The organism is Klebsiella sp. K47 (assembly GCF_051858335.1).
GTDB classification, from domain to species: domain Bacteria; phylum Pseudomonadota; class Gammaproteobacteria; order Enterobacterales; family Enterobacteriaceae; genus Klebsiella; species Klebsiella pneumoniae.
Genome location: NZ_JBPYUI010000046.1, coordinates 1 through 21,555, shown reverse-complemented (window position 1 = coordinate 21,555; position 21,555 = coordinate 1). Strand labels below are relative to the sequence as shown.

At 57.7% G+C, this 21,555-nt stretch carries 20 protein-coding genes and 1 other RNA gene; 17 read left to right on the top strand and 4 right to left on the bottom strand.

The genetic code is table 11. The features are described 5' to 3' along the window. The 7 genes from RRF55_RS26185 to RRF55_RS26155 all read left to right on the top strand — a co-directional run. A partial coding sequence (locus tag RRF55_RS26185) for a hypothetical protein (protein WP_225734010.1) occupies positions 1-105 on the top strand: 105 nt, incomplete at its 5' end. 383 nt (positions 106-488) lie between these two features. Beyond that, positions 489-1,517 (top strand): erythrose-4-phosphate dehydrogenase, encoded by a 1,029-nt coding sequence (epd, locus tag RRF55_RS26180; RefSeq protein ID WP_032438981.1) that lies wholly within the window; start codon positions 489-491, stop codon positions 1,515-1,517. Between the two features lie 39 nt (positions 1,518-1,556). Further along, a complete protein-coding gene (pgk, locus tag RRF55_RS26175; RefSeq protein ID WP_002916508.1) occupies positions 1,557-2,720 on the top strand; it encodes a phosphoglycerate kinase in 1,164 nt (387 codons plus the stop codon). A gap of 97 nt (positions 2,721-2,817) precedes the next feature. Beyond that, positions 2,818-3,897, top strand: a complete 1,080-nt coding sequence (gene fbaA, locus RRF55_RS26170) for a class II fructose-bisphosphate aldolase (protein WP_004144748.1) — start codon at positions 2,818-2,820, stop codon at positions 3,895-3,897. Positions 3,898-4,086: 189 nt separating this feature from the next. Beyond that, positions 4,087-4,944 carry a small-conductance mechanosensitive channel MscS gene (locus tag RRF55_RS26165; protein ID WP_002916504.1) on the top strand — a complete coding sequence of 286 codons (858 nt, stop codon included), beginning with the start codon at positions 4,087-4,089 and terminating at the stop codon, positions 4,942-4,944. A 151-nt stretch (positions 4,945-5,095) separates the two neighbouring features. Next, the gene (gene argO, locus RRF55_RS26160; protein WP_004144747.1) at positions 5,096-5,731 is read left to right on the top strand and encodes an arginine exporter ArgO; all 636 of its coding nucleotides are present in this window, start codon (positions 5,096-5,098) and stop codon (positions 5,729-5,731) included. An 89-nt stretch (positions 5,732-5,820) separates the two neighbouring features. Further along, on the top strand, positions 5,821-6,588 hold the full coding sequence (locus RRF55_RS26155) for an oxidative stress defense protein (RefSeq protein ID WP_002916499.1): 768 nt from the start codon (positions 5,821-5,823) through the stop codon (positions 6,586-6,588). A gap of 53 nt (positions 6,589-6,641) precedes the next feature. Here RRF55_RS26155 and argP read toward each other — a convergent pair whose 3' ends face one another. Then, positions 6,642-7,535 carry a DNA-binding transcriptional regulator ArgP gene (argP, locus tag RRF55_RS26150; RefSeq protein ID WP_002916497.1) on the bottom strand — a complete coding sequence of 298 codons (894 nt, stop codon included), beginning with the start codon at positions 7,533-7,535 and terminating at the stop codon, positions 6,642-6,644. A 167-nt stretch (positions 7,536-7,702) separates the two neighbouring features. On the opposite strand from argP, the gene rpiA reads away from it, so the two are divergent. After that, complete coding sequence (gene rpiA / locus RRF55_RS26145) at positions 7,703-8,362, top strand: ribose-5-phosphate isomerase RpiA (protein WP_002916495.1); 660 nt, start codon at positions 7,703-7,705, stop codon at positions 8,360-8,362. A gap of 269 nt (positions 8,363-8,631) precedes the next feature. Continuing rightward, positions 8,632-9,864 (top strand): phosphoglycerate dehydrogenase, encoded by a 1,233-nt coding sequence (serA, locus tag RRF55_RS26140; protein WP_002916493.1) that lies wholly within the window; start codon positions 8,632-8,634, stop codon positions 9,862-9,864. A gap of 83 nt (positions 9,865-9,947) precedes the next feature. Here the strand turns inward: serA and RRF55_RS26135 are convergent, their stop codons facing one another. The 3 genes from RRF55_RS26135 to zapA form a co-directional block, all read right to left on the bottom strand. After that, positions 9,948-10,544, bottom strand: coding sequence for a 5-formyltetrahydrofolate cyclo-ligase (locus RRF55_RS26135; RefSeq protein WP_002916490.1), 597 nt, complete (start codon positions 10,542-10,544; stop codon positions 9,948-9,950). Positions 10,545-10,642: 98 nt separating this feature from the next. Further along, a non-coding RNA gene (ssrS, locus tag RRF55_RS26130) (6S RNA) lies at positions 10,643-10,826 on the bottom strand. A 41-nt stretch (positions 10,827-10,867) separates the two neighbouring features. Next, the gene (gene zapA / locus RRF55_RS26125) at positions 10,868-11,197 is read right to left on the bottom strand and encodes a cell division protein ZapA (RefSeq protein ID WP_002916488.1); all 330 of its coding nucleotides are present in this window, start codon (positions 11,195-11,197) and stop codon (positions 10,868-10,870) included. A gap of 166 nt (positions 11,198-11,363) precedes the next feature. Between zapA and RRF55_RS26120 the strand changes: the two genes are divergently transcribed. The 8 genes from RRF55_RS26120 to RRF55_RS26085 all read left to right on the top strand — a co-directional run bounded on the left by RRF55_RS26120 (position 11,364) and on the right by RRF55_RS26085 (position 21,487). Beyond that, positions 11,364-11,942, top strand: a complete 579-nt coding sequence (locus tag RRF55_RS26120; RefSeq protein WP_002916486.1) for a YecA/YgfB family protein — start codon at positions 11,364-11,366, stop codon at positions 11,940-11,942. A gap of 23 nt (positions 11,943-11,965) precedes the next feature. Further along, a complete protein-coding gene (pepP, locus tag RRF55_RS26115; RefSeq protein ID WP_002916483.1) occupies positions 11,966-13,282 on the top strand; it encodes a Xaa-Pro aminopeptidase in 1,317 nt (438 codons plus the stop codon). After that, positions 13,279-14,457: a 2-octaprenyl-6-methoxyphenyl hydroxylase gene (ubiH, locus tag RRF55_RS26110; RefSeq protein ID WP_021314259.1), complete on the top strand. Its 1,179-nt coding sequence runs from the start codon at positions 13,279-13,281 to the stop codon at positions 14,455-14,457. The genes pepP and ubiH overlap by 4 nt, the downstream gene beginning before the upstream one ends. A gap of 10 nt (positions 14,458-14,467) precedes the next feature. Then, the gene (gene ubiI, locus RRF55_RS26105; protein ID WP_004149783.1) at positions 14,468-15,670 is read left to right on the top strand and encodes an FAD-dependent 2-octaprenylphenol hydroxylase; all 1,203 of its coding nucleotides are present in this window, start codon (positions 14,468-14,470) and stop codon (positions 15,668-15,670) included. Between the two features lie 422 nt (positions 15,671-16,092). Then, complete coding sequence (gene gcvT, locus RRF55_RS26100; RefSeq protein WP_002916480.1) at positions 16,093-17,187, top strand: glycine cleavage system aminomethyltransferase GcvT; 1,095 nt, start codon at positions 16,093-16,095, stop codon at positions 17,185-17,187. 24 nt (positions 17,188-17,211) lie between these two features. Continuing rightward, on the top strand, positions 17,212-17,601 hold the full coding sequence (gcvH, locus tag RRF55_RS26095; RefSeq protein WP_002916479.1) for a glycine cleavage system protein GcvH: 390 nt from the start codon (positions 17,212-17,214) through the stop codon (positions 17,599-17,601). A gap of 206 nt (positions 17,602-17,807) precedes the next feature. After that, positions 17,808-20,681 carry an aminomethyl-transferring glycine dehydrogenase gene (gene gcvP, locus RRF55_RS26090; RefSeq protein ID WP_002916478.1) on the top strand — a complete coding sequence of 958 codons (2,874 nt, stop codon included), beginning with the start codon at positions 17,808-17,810 and terminating at the stop codon, positions 20,679-20,681. Between the two features lie 62 nt (positions 20,682-20,743). Then, entirely contained in the window at positions 20,744-21,487 is a 744-nt protein-coding gene (locus tag RRF55_RS26085) for an SDR family oxidoreductase (protein WP_032425239.1), read from the top strand. The last annotated feature ends 68 nt before the right edge of the window (positions 21,488-21,555 follow it).

Below are 21,555 nucleotides of genomic sequence, written 5' to 3'. Positions count from 1 at the left end.
GTTGGCATGACCACCTTCGGTGAGTCTGCGCCGGCTGAGCAGCTGTTCGAGGAGTTCGGCTTCACCGTTGATAACGTGGTCGCTAAAGCGAAAGCGCTGCTGTAATCGCTGGTACGGTGCGGGCTGATGCCCTCACCCCAACCCTCTCCCACAGGAGAGGGTGCAAACACCAAAACGGTAACCCCTGGGTTACCGTTTTGCTTTTATCTCGCCACCCGGCTTTTTGTATCTGCTATTCCTGAACCATGTAATACGGTTGTAAATTATTCCAGAGAAAATGTGATGTGAGTCATATAGCTGGTTTATTGCGCTGGACAAACATTCCTTTTATTCCTCATTTCGCTTATTCTAGCTGAAGCGTTTCAGTCGTTTAAATGTTCGACAATTAATCAATCAGCCGCAGTTTGCAGCTGGTAAGGTTCCCCTCAGAGCGTTGCTGGATTACTCTGTCAGCCACCTCATAACAGGGACAGCCTTGCAGGAGATCTATGACCATTCGCATCGCGATTAATGGCTTCGGTCGCATTGGACGCAACGTGGTTCGTGCTCTATATGAATCCGGGCGTCGTGCGGAAATCACCGTGGTGGCAATCAATGAGCTGGCGGATGCCGCGGGCATCGCGCATTTATTGAAATATGACACCAGCCATGGCCGTTTCGCCTGGGATGTCCGTCAGGAGCGCGAGCAGCTGTTTGTTGGCGACGATGCCATCCGTCTGCTGCATGAGCCGACCATTGCGGCGCTGCCCTGGCGCGAACTGGCGGTGGACGTCGTGCTTGACTGTACCGGCGTATACGGGAGCCGTGAACACGGTGAAGCCCATCTTCAGGCGGGGGCGAAAAAAGTGCTCTTTTCCCACCCCGGCGGCAACGACCTCGACGCGACGGTGGTGTACGGCGTAAATCAGGATGAACTTCGCGCCGGGCATCGCATTGTCTCCAACGCCTCCTGCACCACCAACTGCATTATTCCGATCATTAAACTGCTCGATGACGCCTATGGCATTGAGTCCGGCACCGTCACCACCATTCACTCGGCGATGCATGACCAGCAGGTGATTGACGCTTATCATCCGGATCTGCGGCGTACCCGCGCGGCCAGCCAGTCGATCATTCCGGTGGATACCAAACTGGCGGCAGGGATCACCCGTATTTTTCCGCAATTTAACGACCGTTTTGAAGCGATTGCCGTGCGGGTGCCGACGATTAACGTGACGGCAATTGACCTGAGCGTGACGGTGAAAAAACCGGTAAAAGCATGTGAAGTCAACCAGTTGCTGCAAAAAGCAGCACAAGGTGCATTTCATGGTATAGTTGACTATACGGAATTACCGTTGGTCTCGACAGATTTTAACCACGATCCGCACAGCGCCATCGTCGATGGTACGCAAACCCGGGTCAGTGGCGCGCATCTGATCAAAACGCTGGTCTGGTGCGATAACGAATGGGGCTTTGCTAACCGAATGCTCGACACGACGTTAGCGATGGCGACTATTGGTTTCAGGTTCGACGCGTAAACGTCGACAAAACTTTATGAATCAACGAGAGGATTCACCATGTCTGTAATTAAGATGACCGATCTGGATCTGGCTGGTAAACGCGTTTTTATCCGTGCGGATCTGAACGTACCAGTTAAAGACGGGAAAGTAACCAGCGACGCACGTATCCGTGCATCTCTGCCGACCATTGAACTGGCGCTGAAGCAGGGCGCGAAAGTCATGGTTACTTCTCACCTGGGTCGTCCGACCGAAGGCGAGTACAACGAAGAATTCTCTCTGCTGCCGGTTGTTAATTACCTGAAAGACAAACTGTCCAACCCGGTACGCCTGGTTAAAGACTACCTGGACGGCGTGGAAGTGGCTGCCGGTGAACTGGTGGTGCTGGAAAACGTTCGCTTCAACAAAGGCGAGAAAAAAGACGACGAAGAACTGTCTAAGAAATACGCTGCGCTGTGCGACGTGTTCGTGATGGACGCTTTCGGTACTGCGCACCGCGCGCAGGCTTCCACCCACGGCATCGGCAAATTTGCTGACGTGGCGTGCGCAGGCCCGCTGCTGGCCGCTGAACTGGACGCGCTGGGTAAAGCGCTGAAAGAGCCAGCTCGTCCGATGGTCGCTATCGTTGGTGGTTCTAAAGTGTCCACCAAACTGACCGTTCTGGATTCCCTGTCTAAAATCGCTGACCAGCTGATCGTGGGCGGCGGTATCGCTAACACCTTCGTTGCCGCTCAGGGCCACAACGTCGGTAAATCCCTGTACGAAGCAGATCTGGTTGATGAAGCCAAGCGCCTGCTGGGCACCTGCGATATCCCGGTTCCGACCGACGTTCGCGTAGCGACCGAGTTCTCCGAAACCGCAACGGCAACCCTGAAATCTGTTAACGACATCAAAGATGACGAGCAGATTCTGGACCTTGGCGACGTTTCCGCACAGAAACTGGCTGAAATCCTGAAGAACGCCAAAACCATCCTGTGGAACGGCCCGGTTGGCGTATTCGAATTCCCTAACTTCCGTAAAGGGACTGAAATCGTGGCTAACGCTATCGCGGACAGCGAAGGTTTCTCCATCGCCGGCGGCGGTGACACCCTGGCAGCGATCGACCTGTTCGGCATCGCTGACAAAATTTCCTACATCTCCACTGGCGGCGGCGCATTCCTTGAATTCGTCGAAGGCAAAGTCCTGCCGGCAGTAGCGATGCTCGAAGAGCGCGCTAAGCAGTAATTCAGTTCAGGCGGGGAAACCCGCCTGTTTTTCAGCGCGCTTAAGGGCTCGCGAACCTTCTTCAACGGTCGAAGATACAGATACAGGACTAAGTAACATGTCTAAAATTTTTGATTTCGTAAAACCGGGCGTCATCACTGGCGACGACGTTCAGAAAGTGTTCCAGGTAGCGAAAGAAAACAACTTTGCACTGCCGGCGGTAAACTGCGTAGGTACTGATTCCATCAACGCCGTTCTGGAAGCTGCAGCGAAAGTTCGCTCTCCGGTTATCGTTCAGTTCTCTAACGGCGGCGCAGCGTTCATCGCAGGTAAAGGCGTGAAAACTGACGTTCCTCAGGGTGCTGCTATCCTCGGCGCTATCTCTGGCGCCCACCACGTGCACCAGATGGCTGAACACTACGGCGTGCCGGTTATCCTGCACACTGACCACTGCGCGAAGAAACTGCTGCCGTGGATCGACGGCCTGCTGGACGCCGGTGAAAAACACTTCGCCGCTACTGGCAAACCGCTGTTCTCTTCCCACATGATCGACCTGTCTGAAGAGTCCCTGCACGAAAACATCGAGATCTGCTCTAAGTACCTGGCGCGCATGGCCAAAATGGGCATGACCCTGGAAATCGAACTGGGCTGCACCGGCGGTGAAGAAGACGGCGTGGATAACAGCCACATGGACGCTTCCGCCCTGTACACCCAGCCGGAAGACGTGGATTACGCCTACACCGAGCTGAGCAAAATCAGCCCGCGCTTCACCATCGCCGCTTCCTTCGGTAACGTACACGGCGTGTACAAACCAGGTAACGTAGTTCTGACCCCGACCATCCTGCGCGACTCTCAGGAATATGTTTCCAAGAAACACAACCTGCCGCACAACAGCCTGAACTTCGTGTTCCACGGCGGTTCCGGTTCTTCCGCTCAGGAAATTAAAGACTCCGTCAGCTACGGCGTGGTGAAAATGAACATTGATACCGACACCCAATGGGCAACCTGGGACGGTATCCTGCAGTATTACAAAGCGAACGAAGCTTACCTGCAGGGCCAGCTGGGCAACCCGAAAGGCGAAGATCAGCCGAACAAGAAATACTACGACCCGCGCGTATGGCTGCGTGCTGCCCAGACTTCCATGGTGACTCGTCTGGAGCAGGCATTTAAAGAGCTGAACGCGATCGACGTTCTGTAAGAAAAATCTGTTTCTTACCCGGAAGCCCGCAGCAATGCGGGCTTTTTTATTATCTTAACAACAGGATAGCGTGGCAGAAAACTGTGATCCATTTGGCAAAACGTGCACTTATTGTTTACCCTATAACCTGACTGCCCTGTCGCAGGCTGAGTTATTTACTTCCCCCAGGGGATTCATAAGGAATGTTAAATGGAAGATTTGAACGTTGTCGATAGCATCAACCACGCCGGGACGTGGCTGGCACGCAACCAGGAGCTGCTGCTGAGCTATGCCGTCAACATCGTCGCGGCTATCGCTATCCTGATCGTCGGGATGATCGTGGCGCGCGTCGTCTCTAATACCGTCAACCGCCTGATGCTGGCGCGTAAAATTGACGCTACCGTGGCCGATTTTCTCTCTGCGCTGGTGCGCTATGCGGTTATCGCCTTTACGCTGATTGCCGCCCTGGGGCGGGTAGGCGTGCAGACCGCCTCGGTCATTGCTGTGCTGGGCGCCGCGGGTTTAGCCGTCGGTCTGGCACTGCAGGGATCGCTGTCGAACCTTGCCGCAGGCGTACTGCTGGTGATGTTCCGCCCGTTCCGCGCTGGCGAGTATGTCGACCTTGGCGGCGTGGCAGGTACGGTGTTGAACGTGCAGATTTTCTCCACCACCCTGCGTACCGCGGACGGTAAGGTAGTGGTGGTCCCGAACGGGAAAATCATCGCCGGCAATATCATTAACTTCTCCCGGGAACCGGCGCGTCGCAATGAGTTTATTATCGGCGTCGCTTACGATGCTGATATCGACAAGGTAAAGCAGCTGCTGACCTCGATTATCGAATCTGACGATCGAATTCTGCGCGATCGGGAAATGACCGTTCGTCTGAACGAACTCGGCGCCTCGTCGGTGAACTTCGTGGTGCGCGTGTGGAGCAAAAGCAGCGATCTGCAAAACGTCTACTGGGATATCCTCGAGCGTATCAAGCGTGAATTTGACGCCAATGGCATCAGCTTCCCTTACCCGCAGATGGATGTTCATGTGGTGCGCCTGCCGGAAAAAGCAGAGTAAAGCGCCTCTCAATAACTCAGGCCGGCCATGCCGGCCTTTTTCAATAGCTCATCATTAGTTGTTCTAATTAATGATTAATTCTTTCAATTTCCGCTAATAATTCATTCGCGCTATAGTCAGCGCCACTCTCGAACTCAGCGGATAAATCCTTATGTTTACTTATTACTTTCAGGGGCTTGCCCTGGGAGCGGCTATGATATTGCCGCTTGGCCCACAAAATGCCTTTGTGATGAATCAGGGGATCCGTCGTCAGTATCATCTGATGATTGCCCTGCTATGCGCGGTCAGCGACTTGCTGTTAATCTGCGCTGGCATTTTCGGCGGTAGCGCACTGCTGATGCAATCCCCGTGGCTGCTGGCGCTAGTGACCTGGGGCGGCGTGGCCTTTTTGCTGTGGTATGGCTTCGGCGCATTGAAAACGGCGTTCAGTCAGAGTCTTGAACTCGCCAATGCAGAGGTAATGCAGCAGGGGCGCTGGAAAATCATTATCACCATGCTGGCGGTGACCTGGCTTAATCCGCACGTTTATCTGGACACCTTTGTGGTGTTAGGCAGCCTGGGAGGTCAGCTGGCGGTGGAGCCGAAGCGCTGGTTTGCGCTAGGGACCATTAGCGCCTCTTTCCTGTGGTTCTTTGGCCTGGCGCTGTTAGCCGCCTGGCTGGCGCCGCGACTGCGTACCGCCAGAGCCCAGCGGATCATCAATATTGTGGTCGGCGCCGTCATGTGGTTTATTGCGTTTCAGCTGGCAAGAGAAGGCGTCAGCCATATCCAGGCGTTGCTTAACTAAGCGTTGTCCGATGGACTTTCCTGCTGTACGCGCTAAGCTTGCTGGCATGCGTCCCGTAAGGGCGATTTAAGTAACATGGAGAAACGACAGTGAAGTTAAAAGTCTTAGCCCTGGCGGCAACACTCGGATTGACCACGATGGCGGCACAGGCCAGCGAATTGCCGGATGGCCCGCACATTGTGACTTCAGGCACAGCAAGCGTTGCCGCGGTTCCGGACATCGCCACCCTGGCGATCGAAGTGAACGTGTCGGCAAAAGACGCCGCGTCGGCAAAAAAACAGGCTGACGATCGCGTTGCGCAATATCTTTCTTTCCTCGAAAAGAGCGGTATTGCTAAAAAGGACATCAACTCGGCGAATCTGCGTACCCAACCAGATTACGACTATCAGAACGGGAAAAGCATTCTGAAAGGCTATCGCGCGGTGCGCACAGTGGAAGTGACCTTGCGCCAGCTGGATAAACTCAACGGTCTGCTGGATGGCGCCCTGAAAGCGGGTCTCAACGAAATTCGCTCCGTCTCGCTGGGCGTTGCGCAACCGGATGCCTACAAAGATAAAGCGCGTAAAGCGGCGATCGACGACGCCGTGCATCAGGCGCAGGAGCTGGCCGCAGGCTTCCACAGCAAGCTGGGTCCGGTGTACAGCGTGCGCTACCATGTCTCCAACTATCAGCCGAGCCCGATGGTTCGCATGATGAAGGCCGCTGACGCTGCGCCGGTTTCTGCCCAGGAAACCTACGAGCAGGCGACTATCCAGTTTGACGACCAGGTCGATGTAGTCTTTGAGCTGCAGCCGGCGCAAGCCGCTGCTCCAGCCACCCCGGCGAAACCGGCGGAAACGCCGAAACCGGCCCAGTAAGCGATAGAAACAAAAAAGCCACTTCAGCGAAGTGGCTTTTTTATGCCCGCGGTTTAATCCTGACGCAGCACCTTGTGTCCGTAGTCAATGAGCGCATCGGTCACCCGGCGCATCATGCGGCTTTCCGGGGCGAAGCGGTGCCAGTAGAGCATGCGGCGCTGGAACAGGCCCGGGGTGAGATCGATAAGTTCGCCGCTGTTGAGCTCTTTTTCGATCTGCAGATGCGGGATCATACAGCAGGTGGTGCCCTGGCGCGCCAGCTGCACGAAAGCTTCCGACGAGTTGACGATGTGGCAGGGGACGCTGCCCGGCGGCAGGTCGAAGTTTTGCTGCAGGAACGCCTGATGCATATCGTCCAGATGGTCGAAGGCGACGACCGGCGCCTTAAGCAGCGCCGAACGCGTCACGCCATTCGGGAAATAGCGTTGCGCAAACTCTTTTGATGCGACAAACAGGTAATCGAGCGCCCCCAGCTGATCCACCAGGCAGCTTGGCAGCGCCTGCGGCTGGATACTCACTGCGCCCACTACTTCGCCACGGCGCAGGCGCTCCTGGGTGCGGGTTTCATCTTCCACCTGCAGGTTGAGACGAATAGGGGAGTCTGACAGAACGTTGGCCAGCGCCGGCAGCAGCCAGGTCGCCAGACTGTCGGCGTTCACCGCCAGCGACAGCAGCAGCGGCGTCGAGCCGGTTTGTTCATCGCCCAGCCACTCTTCCTCCAGCAGTTCAACCTGGCGCAACAGAGCCAGCAGTTTCTGTCCTTGCTCGGTGGGGCGCGGCGGCACGGTACGCACCAGCAGCGGCTGGCCGAACATATTTTCCAGCTGCTTAATACGCTGTGAGACGGCGGACTGGGTAATACATAGCTTCTGCGCGGCGCGCTCAAATCCTCGTTCCCTAATCACCGCATCCAGCGCTTGTAGTGTCCTGTAGTCCGGTCGTTTCATTATTCTGGCGTGCCCCCATAACTAATCGTTATCTCGCACTATGACATAAATTTTTATTTGATACAGACGAAATTGGTCTGTTCAGTTGTGTGATCTGCATCGCAGGGACATTTCCACTATCGATGTTCTATAATGCGCCACAGGCATTCACATCTCGGACCAGAATTATGACGCAGGATGAACTGAAAAAAGCGGTAGGTTGGGCAGCACTGCAATATGTACAGCCAGGGACTATTGTCGGCGTAGGCACCGGCTCGACGGCGGCCCATTTTATTGACGCGCTGGGCACCATGAAGGGGCAGATCGAAGGGGCGGTTTCCAGCTCCGACGCCTCCACCGAGAAGCTGAAAAGCCTCGGGATCACCGTCTTCGATCTTAACAGCGTCGATCGCCTGGGGATCTATGTTGACGGCGCGGATGAGATCAACGGCCATATGCAGATGATCAAAGGCGGCGGCGCGGCGCTGACCCGTGAAAAGATCATCGCCTCGGTCGCGGATAAATTTATCTGCATCGCCGACGCCTCCAAGCAGGTCGATATTCTGGGCAAGTTCCCGCTGCCGGTGGAAGTCATTCCGATGGCGCGCAGCGCCGTGGCGCGTCAGCTGGTCAAGCTGGGCGGCCGTCCAGAGTACCGTCAGGGCGTGGTGACCGATAACGGCAACGTGATCCTTGACGTGCACGGCCTGGAAATTCTCGATGCGATCGCGCTGGAAAACGCGATCAACGGTATTCCTGGCGTTGTCACCGTGGGGCTGTTCGCCAACCGTGGCGCCGACGTGGCGCTGATTGGTACTGCCGACGGCGTGAAGACCATCGTAAAATAGTCTGTCCGCAGGGAGCCGACCGGCTCCCTCGCAAATATTTTTTCACCAGGTGCAATTTGGTGACTTCTGTCACATTTATGCAACCATTCTGATTTACACGCTACCATTTCTTCTCTTTCTGGTGTTTTGTCCTGCGATTTCCCTCTGGATGACATTTCTTCAGGACGGCGACGCAAACGTTCATATTGCCGCGATAGTTTTTTTTGATATGTTGCTGAGACGAACTTTCGTTCAGCACGACATCAGTTAAGACAAAACAGGACGGGGAAATGGCTAAGGTATCACTGGAAAAAGACAAGATTAAATTTCTGCTGGTTGAAGGTGTGCATCAAAAGGCAATCGATAGCCTTCGCGCAGCGGGTTACACCAACATTGAATTTCATAAAGGCGCGCTGGATTCAGAACAGCTGAAAGCGTCGATCCGTGATGCCCATTTCATCGGCCTGCGTTCCCGTACCCATCTGACTGAAGAGATTTTCGCCGCAGCGGAAAAACTGGTTGCCGTCGGTTGCTTCTGCATCGGGACCAACCAGGTCGATCTGAACGCCGCTGCGAAGCGCGGTATTCCGGTGTTTAACGCGCCGTTCTCTAACACCCGCTCGGTGGCCGAGTTGGTGATCGGCGAACTGCTGCTGATGCTGCGCGGCGTGCCGGAAGCCAACGCCAAAGCGCACCGCGGGGTGTGGAACAAGCAGGCGGTCGGCAGCTTCGAAGCGCGTGGTAAAAAGCTGGGCATCATCGGTTACGGCCACATCGGTACCCAGCTTGGCATTCTGGCGGAATCGCTGGGAATGCACGTCTTCTTCTATGATATTGAAAACAAACTGCCGCTCGGCAACGCCACTCAGGTACAGCATCTCTCCGACCTGCTGAACATGAGCGATGTGGTCAGCCTGCACGTGCCGGAAAACGCCTCTACCAAAAATATGATGGGCGCGGAAGAACTGGCGCTGATGAAGCCGGGCGCGCTGCTGATCAACGCCTCCCGCGGTACCGTGGTGGACATTCCGGCGCTATGCGATGCGCTGGCCAGTAAGCATCTGGCCGGGGCGGCTATCGACGTCTTCCCGACTGAACCTGCGACCAACAGCGACCCCTTCACTTCGCCGCTGTGCGAGTTTGATAACGTGATCCTCACACCGCATATCGGTGGCTCCACTCAGGAAGCGCAGGAGAACATCGGTCTGGAAGTAGCTGGCAAGCTGGCGAAATACTCTGACAACGGGTCAACCCTGTCGGCAGTTAACTTCCCGGAAGTTTCTCTACCGCTGCACGGCGGCCGCCGTCTGCTGCATATCCATGAGAACCGACCGGGCGTCCTGACCGCAATCAACCAAATCTTCGCCGCGCAGAGCATCAACATTGCTGCCCAGTATCTGCAAACGTCGCCGCAGATGGGCTACGTGGTGATTGATATTGAAGCGGAGGAAGATGTTGCCCAGCAGGCGCTGCAGGCAATGAAAGCGATCCCGGGGACTATCCGCGCCCGTCTGCTGTTCTAATCATTTTTGCCTCTCGGGCAGGTCGCGTACCTGCCCGTTTTTTTGTTAATACTTTCCAGGCTGAATTTCTCGTCCCCGCGTACCTACCAACACCAGGTTTTTCCCGGGGTGATGACCGCCGGCAGCGGGATATCCCACTCTTCGCTCGGCAGGCTATCCACCTGCTGGCAGTCGTGCGCGTAGCCCACCGGCTGCAGGCGATACTGCTGCCAGTTTTGCAGCGTCCGGTCGTAAAAACCGCCGCCCATTCCCAGCCGTTGGCCACTGACATCGAAGGCCACCAGCGGGGTCACCAGCACATCGAGTTCAGCCAGCGGCAGCACATCCCGCACATCGAGCTTCGGTTCGCGGATCTTCAGGCGATTCACGATCAGTTGGCTCTGCGGATGGTAGTGTAAAAACAGCAGATTGCCGGGGCTAAAGGGATGCAGCACCGGGAGATATACCCGCTTGCCGGCGCGCCAGAGCTGGTCGATCAGCGGCTGGGTGTCCAGCTCGCCGTCAAAGGAGAGAAACAGCGCCACGTTGTGGGCGAGAACTACCGGCGGCCAGGCCATCATCCGCTCGGCGGCCTGTTGGGCAAACAGGCGCTGTTGCTCCGGGCTGAGTGCGCGTCGACGATCGCGGATCTGCTGGCGAATATGCTGACGGGAGAGCAGGGTATCGGGCTGTATAGTCATGCAGGTCTCGTTACGAGCTGGCGAAACAATAGGAGCAAGTGTAATACAGGGCGGCTTCAGCCGAAAACACGTATGGGGGATGATGCGAAGTAAAGAAGGGAATCTCCGAGATGCCGCCGCAGGCTGTAACCCTTGAACCCTTGGTTCAAGGTGAATGTGTCGTCACGGTTTTAAGGCTTCTCGGACGAACCGAGCATGCTCACCAACCGTGGAGCGCCACATTCTTGTGGTATGAAATATCGGCTCAGGGGACTGGCCCGCTTGCAAACATCTCAGAGAAATTTTGTTCTTGCGATTACTCTAACACAGTTAACTGCAAAGTGTTATTCAAACTTCGACCCTGGCTTTTCGCTTATGCGACCTTGCTCAAGCAATGCTTGTTCGATGGTCTGCTGAAGCATGCGAATGCGCTGCTCCATGCTGGAAGCGTAGTCGCGGGTCTTCGCTTTTTCCTGAGTCAACTCATAGCTGATGTTCAACGCCGCGATGAAGACCAGCTGCTCAGTATTTGTGACTCTAGTGCGTTCTTTTAAATCTTGCAACCGCTGATTAAGGTCTTCAGCTGCCTGATTCAGGGCATCCCTTTGTTCAGGCGGGCAATTCACTCGCAGTGAACGGCCGAAAATTTGGAGATCTACGGGTTGTGCAGACATGCCACCTTCCTGCTGATTGACTGCGCTGCCTTCACACCCTGGCCCGGGTCTGCGAAGGGGCGACACTATAGCTACCCTGGTGCGAAGATACAAGCCCTATTCTGGTTCACCAGGGTCCAAAGTGGTAGCATACCATGAATATTCCTCCCAACGATGACGAATGCGCATGTCTATACAGAACGAAATGCCTGGTTACAACGATGTAGACCAGTTACTGAACCAACAAGGGGTAGGTCTCACCCCGGCCGAAATGCACGGTTTGATCAGCGGATTGCTGTGCGGCGGCAACACGGACAGCAGCTGGCAGCCGCTGGTGCACGACCTGACCAACGAAGGTCTCGCCTTTGGCCATGAACTGGCTCAGGCGCTGCGTAACATGCATTCCGCCATCAGCGATTCACTGGATGACGACGGTTTCCTCTTTCAACTGTATCTGCCGGAAGGCGATGCGGTGAGCGTCTTTGACCGTGCCGACGCCCTCGCCGGTTGGGTCAACCACTTCCTGCTTGGTCTTGGCGTTAGCCAGCCGAAGCTGGATAAAGTGAAGGATGAAACCGGGGAAGCGATTGACGATCTGCGTAATATTGCCCAGCTGGGCTACGATGAAGACGAAGATCAGGAAGAGCTGGAAATGTCTCTGGAGGAGATTATCGAGTATGTCCGCGTTGCCGCACTGCTGTGCCACGACACCTTTGCCCGTCAGCAGCCAACCGCACCGGAAGTCCGCAAACCGACATTACACTAACTAAAATTCGTTCAGGGGGCGTCATGACTCAGCAGGAATTTCTATCGCGTCGCCAGACGCTGTTGGCGCAGATGCAGCCAGGCAGCGCGGCGCTGATTTTCGCCGCACCGGAAGCGGTGCGCAGTGCAGATTCGGAATATCCCTACCGGCAGAACAGCGATTTCTGGTACTTCACCGGCTTTAACGAACCGGAAGCGCTGCTGGTGTTGATTAAAAGCGATGAAACCCACAACCATAGCGTGCTGTTCAACCGGGTTCGCGATCTGACCGCTGAGATCTGGTTTGGACGCCGTCTGGGCCAGGAGGCCGCGCCGGCGAAGCTTGGCGTCGACCGGGCGCTGGCGTTCAGCGAAATCAACCAGCAGCTGTATCAGCTGCTCAACGGTCTGGACGCGATCTACTTCGCCCAGGGTGAATATGCCTATGCCGATGAGATTGTGTTCAACGCCCTCGAAAAACTGCGCAAAGGCTCGCGCCAGAATCTGCAGGCGCCGAACTCGGTTATCGACTGGCGGCCCATTGTGCATGAGATGCGCCTGTTTAAATCCGCGGAAGAGCTTGCCGTGATGCGCCGCGCCGGGGAGATCACCGCGCTGGCCCATACCCGGGCGATGGAAAAATGCCGCCCTGGCATGTTCGAATATCAGCTGGAAGGTGAAATTCTCCATGAATTCAACCGCCACGGGGCACGTTTCCCCTCCTATAACACCATCGTTGGCGGCGGCGAAAACGGCTGTATTCTGCACTACACCGAAAACGAATCTGAACTGCGCGACGGCGATTTAGTCCTGATTGACGCCGGCTGCGAGTATCGCGGCTATGCCGGGGACATTACCCGCACCTTCCCGGTAAACGGTAAATTTACCCAGCCGCAGCGCGAGATCTACGACATTGTGCTCGAATCGCTGGAGACCGCGCTGAAACTCTATCGGCCGGGCACCTCGATCTGTCAGGTTAACCAGGAAGTGGTGCGCATTATGATTACCGGCCTGGTGCGGCTGGGGATCCTGAAAGGCGAGATTGACGAGCTTATCGCCAACAACGCCCACCGCCCGTACTTTATGCATGGCCTGAGCCACTGGCTAGGTCTGGATGTGCACGATGTCGGTAATTACGACACCGACCGTTCGCGCGTCCTGGAGCCGGGAATGGTGCTGACCGTCGAGCCGGGACTGTATATCGCCACCGATGCCGACGTGCCGGCGCAGTATCGCGGCATCGGCATCCGTATTGAAGATGACATCGTGATTACCGAAGACGGTAACGAAAATCTCACTGCCGGCGTGGTGAAGAAGGCGGATGAGATCGAGGCGCTGATGGCGGCGGCGCGCCAGTCATGAGCGTGCTGATCGTCGGGGGCGGGATGACCGGGGCGACGCTCGCGCTGGCCATCTCCCGTTTGACCGGCGGCGCGCTGCCGGTCCACCTCATTGAAGCGCAGGATCCGCATTCGTCACGCCACCCTGGCTTTGACGACCGGGCGATCGCCCTGGCTGCGGGCACCTGCCAGCAGCTGGCGCGTATCGGTATCTGGCAACGCCTCGCCGAACGCGCGACGCCCATCCAGCGAGTACACGTCAGCGACCGCGGTCATGCCGGGTTTGTGAATCTGGCGGCCGCGGATTATGGGCTGTCGGCGCTGGGCCAGGTGGTTGAACTCCACGATGTTGGCCAGCGCCTGTTTGGTCTGCTGCGCGAGGCGCCGGGCGTCACGCTGCACTGTCCGGCGAAAGTGGAAGCGGTCAGTCGCAGCCAGGAGAGCGTCAGCCTTACACTTGAGGGCGGCAAAATCATTAACGGTAAGCTGCTGGTGGCGGCGGACGGTTCCCGTTCGGCACTGGGCGCCCGCTGCGGCATCAGCTGGCAGCAGCAGCCGTATGAGCAGATAGCGATCATTGCTAACGTCAGCACCGCGTTGCCCCACGAAGGTCGCGCCTTCGAGCGCTTTACCGAGCATGGCCCGCTGGCGATGCTGCCGATGTCGCAAGGGCGCTGCTCGCTGGTGTGGTGTCATCCGCAGTCGCGCCGCGATGAGGTGCAGAGCTGGTCTGACGAACGCTTTTGTCAGGAGCTGCAGCAGGCGTTCGGCTGGCGGCTGGGGCGTATTACCCACGCCGGGAAGCGCAGCGTCTATCCGCTGGCCCTCACCACCGCCAGCCGCGCGGTGTCGCACCGCCTGGCGCTGGTCGGCAATGCGGCGCAGACGCTGCACCCGATCGCCGGGCAGGGCTTTAATCTCGGCCTGCGCGATGTGATGAGCCTGGCGGAATTACTCGCTGACGCCCATCTCAGCGGCGAAGATGTCGGTCATTATCCACTGCTGTGCCGCTATCAGGCGCGCAGGGCAGGGGATAAAGCCGCCACCATCGGCGTGACCGATGGGCTGGTGCATCTGTTTGCCAACCGTTGGGCGCCGCTGGTGGCGGGGCGCAACGTCGGTCTGATGGCGATGGAATTATTTACCCCGGCGCGCGATGCGCTGGCGCAGCGTACCCTCGGTTGGGTTCCCCGTTAAGGAGTAGAACGTGCAAAGTGTTGATGTTGCCATTGTTGGCGGTGGAATGGTGGGGCTGGCGGTAGCCTGCGGTCTACAGGGTAGCGGCCTGCGCGTCGCAGTGCTGGAGAAAGCAGAGCCGCGACCGCTGGCCGCCGATGCGCCGCCGGCGCTGCGCGTTTCGGCAATTAATGCCGCCAGCGAAAAGCTGCTGACAAAGCTGGACGTCTGGCGCGAGATCGTCGCCCAGCGGGCCAGCTGCTATCACGGTATGGAAGTGTGGGATAAAGACAGCTTTGGCCACATTAGCTTCGATGACCAGAGCATGGGCTTTAGCCACCTTGGCTATATTATCGAAAATGCCGTAGTGCATCATGCATTGTGGCAGAAGGCGCAGCGTTGCGCTGACGTTACCCTGCTGGCTCCGGCGGAACTTCAGCAGGTGGCGTGGGGCGAGAATGAAGCCTTTCTCAGCCTGCAGGACGGCAGCATGCTGACCGCGCGGCTGGTGATCGGCGCCGATGGTGCCAATTCATGGCTGCGCAATAAAGCCGATATTCCGCTGACCTTCTGGGATTACCATCATCATGCGCTGGTGGCGACCATCCGTACCGCTGAGCCGCATCAGGCGGTGGCCCGCCAGGCGTTCCATGGCGACGGGATCCTCGCCTTCCTGCCGCTCAGCGATCCGCACCTGTGCTCGATCGTCTGGTCGCTATCGCCGGGGGAAGCGCAGCGGATGCAGCAGGCTGATGAAACCACCTTCAACCAGGCGCTGAATATCGCGTTCGATAATCGCCTTGGCCTCTGCCAGCTGGCAAGTGAACGTGAAGTTTTCCCGCTGACCGGCCGCTATGCCCGTCAGTTTGCCGCCCACCGACTGGCGCTGGTCGGCGATGCCGCGCATACCATCCATCCGCTGGCCGGGCAGGGGGTCAACCTCGGTTTTATGGATGCCGCCGAGCTTATTGACGAGCTGAAGCGCCTGCACGTCCAGGGCAAAGATATCGGCCAGCATCTTTATCTGCGCCGCTACGAGCGCAGCCGCAAGCACAGCGCGGCGCTGATGCTGGCGGGCATGCAGGGCTTCCGCGAAATGTTCTCCGGGAGCCATCCGGCGAAGAAACTTCTTCGCGATGTGGGACTCAAACTGGCCGATACGCTGCCGGGCGTGAAACCGCAGCTGATTCGCCAGGCGATGGGCCTCAACGATCTGCCTGCCTGGTTACGTTAACCGCGTCACACTTCTTTCACCCGGCCTGGGCGCCGGGTTTTCCCCCTCATTTGAAATATTCTAATTTCACCTCTTTTTTCGCATTAGATTTATTAATGCGTCCTTTTTTTTGTTAAAGAAATTAGAGCCGTAAAATCGCATAAAACACCATCATTACCTAATTGTCGCGCCGTTAATGTTAATTTTATGTGGCGTAAATCGCTTTTTCCCAGTCAATAACTCTGTAGGCTTTTCGGCGGTTTTTAGCCATAAGCTAATGTGATGCCCTGAATGAGCTTATGGTTTAGCGCCGGGTTCGGTGGTAAGTTCAGGCCAAAGAGAACGTTTGCGTCGGCGTCCGTCAGCGATGCCGACGCCGAATTTCATGGCGCAAAATCGCCGACAATTTCGTGGCTGGTTCCGTTTTATTCGATGAGGAAAAGATGGCTCAACAGACTCCGTTGTATGAACAACACACGCTGTGCGGCGCGCGCATGGTGGATTTCCATGGCTGGATGATGCCGCTGCATTACGGGTCCCAGATTGATGAGCACCATGCGGTGCGCGGCGATGCAGGGATGTTCGATGTGTCGCATATGACCATCGTCGATTTCCACGGCAGCCGGATCCGCGAGTTCTTGCGCTATTTGCTGGCCAACGATGTGGCGAAGCTCACCACCCCGGGCAAAGCGCTCTACACCGGCATGCTGACCGCCTCCGCCGGCGTCATCGACGACCTGATTGTCTATTTCCTTTCTGAAGATTATTTCCGCCTCGTTGTTAACTCCGCCACCCGCGAAAAAGACCTCGCCTGGATCTCCGAACAAGCTGAACCTTACGGCCTTGAAATTACCGTTCGCGACGATCTGTCGCTGATCGCGGTCCAGGGCCCCCAGGCGAAAGCGAAGGCGGCGACGCTGTTTACCGACGCTCAACGTCAGGCCGTGGAAGGCATGAAGCCGTTCTTCGGCGTGCAGGCCGGCGACCTGTTTATCGCCACCACCGGCTATACCGGCGAAGCGGGTTATGAAATTGCGATGCCGAACGAGCAGGCGGCTGATTTCTGGCGCGGTCTGCTGGACGCTGGCGTTAAGCCGTGCGGTCTTGGCGCGCGCGACACCCTGCGCCTGGAGGCTGGGATGAACCTGTACGGCCAGGAGATGGACGAAGGTGTTTCCCCGCTGGCGGCGAACATGGGCTGGACTATCGCCTGGGAGCCCGCCGATCGTAACTTCATCGGCCGCGAAGCGCTGGAGATGCAGCGCGAAAAAGGTACCGAGCAGCTGGTTGGCCTGGTGATGACCGAGAAAGGCGTCCTGCGCGGTGGTCTGCCGGTCCGTTTTACCGATAGCGACGGTAATCAAAAAGAAGGCATTATCACCAGCGGCACCTTCTCGCCGACGCTGGGCTACAGCATCGCGCTGGCTCGCGTGCCGGCCGGGATTGGCGACACCGCGGTGGTGCAAATCCGTAACCGTGAAATGCCGGTAAAAGTGACTAAACCTGGTTTTGTACGCAATGGCAAAGCCATTGTGTGATTTCCCTTTTTTGGAGATGAATTGATGAGCAACGTACCAGCAGAACTGAAATACAGCAAAGAACACGAGTGGCTGCGTAAAGAAGCGGACGGTACCTATACCGTAGGGATCACCGAGCACGCGCAGGAGCTGCTTGGCGATATGGTTTTCGTTGACCTGCCGGAAGTGGGCGCCACCGTTGAAGCGGGTGCCGATTGCGCGGTTGCCGAATCCGTGAAGGCGGCCTCCGATATCTACGCGCCGATTAGCGGTGAAATCGTTGCCGTCAACGAAGAGCTGAACGACTCTCCGGAACTGGTCAACAGCGACCCGTATACCGACGGCTGGATCTTCAAGATCAAAGCCAGCGACGAAGCGCAGGTTGCCGCGCTGCTGGATGCCGCCGCGTATGAAGCTTTACTGGAAGACGAATAAATACGCTTCATCCTTCACGCTGCAGGGGCGTTGGCTTCCTGGCTCCCCCCGGTCACTTACTTTTGTAAGCTCCCGGGGAGTCGCTGTGTCGCCGCCTTCCTGCAACGCGAATGATTTTGCGTATTCTGGCCCGGTAAGCATCAGCGCTTGCCGGGCAAACCAGTCAGACAACCACGATTCACCGCACGTTTCAGGAACCATCGCTCATGACTCAGACTTTAAGTCAGCTTGAAAACCGCGACGCCTTTATTGAACGTCACATTGGCCCGGACGCTCAGCAGCAGCAAGAGATGCTGAAGACCGTCGGCGCGGATTCGCTTAACGCCCTGATCGGCCAGATTGTGCCGCAGGATATCCAGCTGGCGACCCCACCGCAGGTGGGCGACGCGACTACCGAATTCGCCGCGCTGGCGGAGCTGAAGGCGATTGCCAGTCGCAACAAGCGCTTCAAGTCTTACATCGGCATGGGCTATACCGCCGTGCAGCTGCCGCCGGTCATTCAGCGCAACATGCTGGAAAACCCGGGCTGGTATACCGCCTATACCCCTTACCAGCCGGAAGTATCCCAGGGCCGTCTGGAGTCGCTGCTCAACTTCCAGCAGGTCACTCTGGATCTGACCGGGTTGGATATCGCTTCCGCTTCGCTGCTCGATGAAGCCACCGCCGCCGCCGAAGCGATGGCGATGGCCAAACGCGTCAGTAAACTGAAGAGCGCCAACCGCTTCTTCGTTGCCGCCGATGTCCATCCGCAAACCCTGGACGTGGTGCGCACCCGCGCGGAAACCTTCGGCTTCGACGTGATCGTCGATGACGCCGACAAAGTGCTCGATCACCAGGATGTCTTCGGCGTGCTGCTGCAGCAGGTGGGCACCACCGGCGAAATCCACGATTACAGCAAACTGATCGCCGAGCTGAAAGCGCGCAAAGTGATTGTCAGCGTCGCTGCCGACTTTATGGCGCTGGTGCTGCTGACGGCGCCGGGCAAGCAGGGCGCGGATATCGTTTTCGGTTCCGCCCAACGCTTCGGCGTGCCGATGGGCTACGGCGGCCCGCACGCGGCCTTCTTCGCGGCGAAAGATGAATTCAAACGCTCCATGCCGGGCCGGATTATCGGCGTATCGAAAGATGCGGCGGGGAATACCGCGCTGCGCATGGCGATGCAGACTCGCGAGCAGCACATCCGCCGTGAGAAAGCGAACTCCAACATTTGTACCTCGCAGGTGCTGCTGGCCAACATCGCCAGCCTGTACGCGGTATTCCACGGCCCGGCGGGTCTGAAACGTATCGCTGGTCGCATTCATCGTCTGACCGACATTCTGGCCGACGGCCTGCAGAAGAAAGGGCTGAAGCTGCGCCATGCCCACTACTTCGACACCCTGTGCGTCGAAGTGGCGGATAAAGCCGCGGTGCTGGCGCGTGCCGAAGCCCTGCAGATTAACCTGCGCAGCGATATTCACGGCGCGGTGGGCATTACGCTCGATGAAGCGACCACCCGCGAAGATGTGCTGAACCTGTTCCGCGCCATCGTCGGCGACGATCACGGTCTGGATATCGATACCCTGGATAAAGACGTGGCGCTGGATAGCCGTTCGATCCCGGCGGCGATGCTGCGCGACGATGCGATCCTCACCCATCCGGTGTTTAACCGCTACCATAGCGAAACCGAGATGATGCGCTACATGCACGCCCTGGAGCGTAAAGATCTGGCGCTGAACCAGGCGATGATCCCGCTGGGCTCCTGCACCATGAAACTGAACGCCGCGGCGGAGATGATCCCGATCACCTGGCCGGAATTCGCCGAGCTGCACCCGTTCTGCCCGGTCGAGCAGGCGGAAGGGTATCAGCAGATGATCGCCCAGCTTTCCGACTGGCTGGTGAAACTGACCGGCTATGACGCCGTCTGCATGCAGCCGAACTCCGGCGCGCAGGGTGAATATGCTGGCCTGCTGGCGATTCGCCATTATCACGAGAGCCGCAACGAAGGCCATCGCGATATCTGCCTGATCCCTAGCTCCGCGCACGGCACCAACCCGGCTTCCGCGCAGATGGCGGGTATGCAGGTAGTGGTCGTTGCCTGTGATAAAAACGGCAACATCGATCTCGCCGATCTGCGTGAAAAAGCAGAGCAGGCGGGGGCCAATCTCTCCTGCATCATGGTCACCTATCCGTCGACCCACGGCGTGTATGAAGAGACCATTCGCGAAGTGTGCGAGATCGTGCACCAGTTTGGCGGCCAGGTTTATCTCGACGGCGCCAACATGAACGCCCAGGTCGGGATCACCTCTCCGGGCTTTATCGGCGCCGACGTTTCGCACCTCAACCTGCATAAAACGTTCTGCATTCCGCACGGCGGCGGCGGCCCGGGCATGGGCCCAATCGGCGTGAAAGCGCACCTGGCGCCGTTCGTGCCGGGCCACAGCGTGGTACAGATTGAAGGTATGCTGACCCGCCAGGGCGCGGTTTCCGCCGCGCCGTTCGGCAGCGCGTCCATTCTACCGATCAGCTGGATGTATATCCGCATGATGGGTGCGGAAGGGCTGAAGCAGGCGAGCCAGAACGCGATCCTTAACGCCAACTACATCGCTACCCGGCTGAAAGACGCCTACCCGGTGCTCTACACCGGTCGCGATGGTCGCGTAGCGCACGAATGCATTCTCGATATTCGTCCGCTGAAAGAAGAGACCGGCATTAGCGAGCTGGATATCGCCAAGCGCCTGATCGACTTTGGCTTCCATGCCCCGACCATGTCTTTCCCGGTAGCGGGGACGCTGATGGTTGAGCCGACGGAATCGGAAAGCAAGGTCGAGCTGGACCGCTTTATCGACGCGATGCTGGCGATCCGCGCGGAAATCGACCGCGTCAAAGCCGGCGAATGGCCGCTGGAGGATAACCCTCTGGTGAACGCGCCGCACACCCAGGGCGAGCTGGTGGGCGAGTGGAACCATCCGTACAGCCGCGAGCTGGCGGTATTCCCGGCAGGGTTGCACAACAAGTACTGGCCGACGGTGAAGCGTCTGGATGATGTCTACGGCGACCGCAACCTGTTCTGCTCCTGCGTACCGATGAGCGAATACCAGTAAGTTTGCGTTTTAGCTAAACTTTTAAAGGCGCTGCGGCGCCTTTATTTTTTTGGAGGGAAGGTATGGGAATAGCTCTTATTAGCGGCGCGAGCCGCGGCATAGGCCGGGCGACGGCGCTGCTGCTGGCGCAGGAAGGGTATACCGTCGCGGTCAATTACCATCACAACATTAACGCCGCCACCGAGGTGGTAAATACCATTGTGGCGTCTGGCGGCAAAGCCACGGCGCTGCGGGCGGACATCAGCGATGAAGCGCAGGTGATGGCGATGTTTGAGGCGATCGACCGCATGGGCGAGCCGCTGACGGCGCTGGTCAACAACGCCGGGATCCTGTTTACCCAGTGTACGGTGGAGAGCCTGAGCGCCGAGCGTATTAACCGCGTGCTGGCCACCAACGTCACCGGTTACTTCCTCTGCTGTCGCGAGGCGGTAAAGCGCATGTCACATCGGCATGGCGGCAAGGGCGGGGCGATAGTTAACGTGTCGTCGGCGGCGTCGCGCCTTGGCGCGCCGGGGGAGTACGTTGACTATGCCGCGTCGAAAGGGGCGGTAGATACCCTGACTACCGGGCTGGCGCTGGAGGTGGCGGCGCAGGGGATCCGGGTCAACGGCGTGCGTCCGGGGCTGATTTATACCGAGATGCACGCCTCCGGCGGTGAACCGGGGCGCGTGGATCGAGTGAAAGGTTCGCTACCGATGAAGCGCGGCGGCCAGCCGGAAGAGGTCGCTCAGGCCATTGCCTGGCTGCTGAGCGACAAAGCGTCGTATGTGACGGGTAGCTTCCTTGAACTGGCGGGCGGGAAATAACCCGTAGATGTCTATTGCCCGGCGGCGCTGCTGGACTGACCCCATAAAGTTGGATGGTTCATATTAAG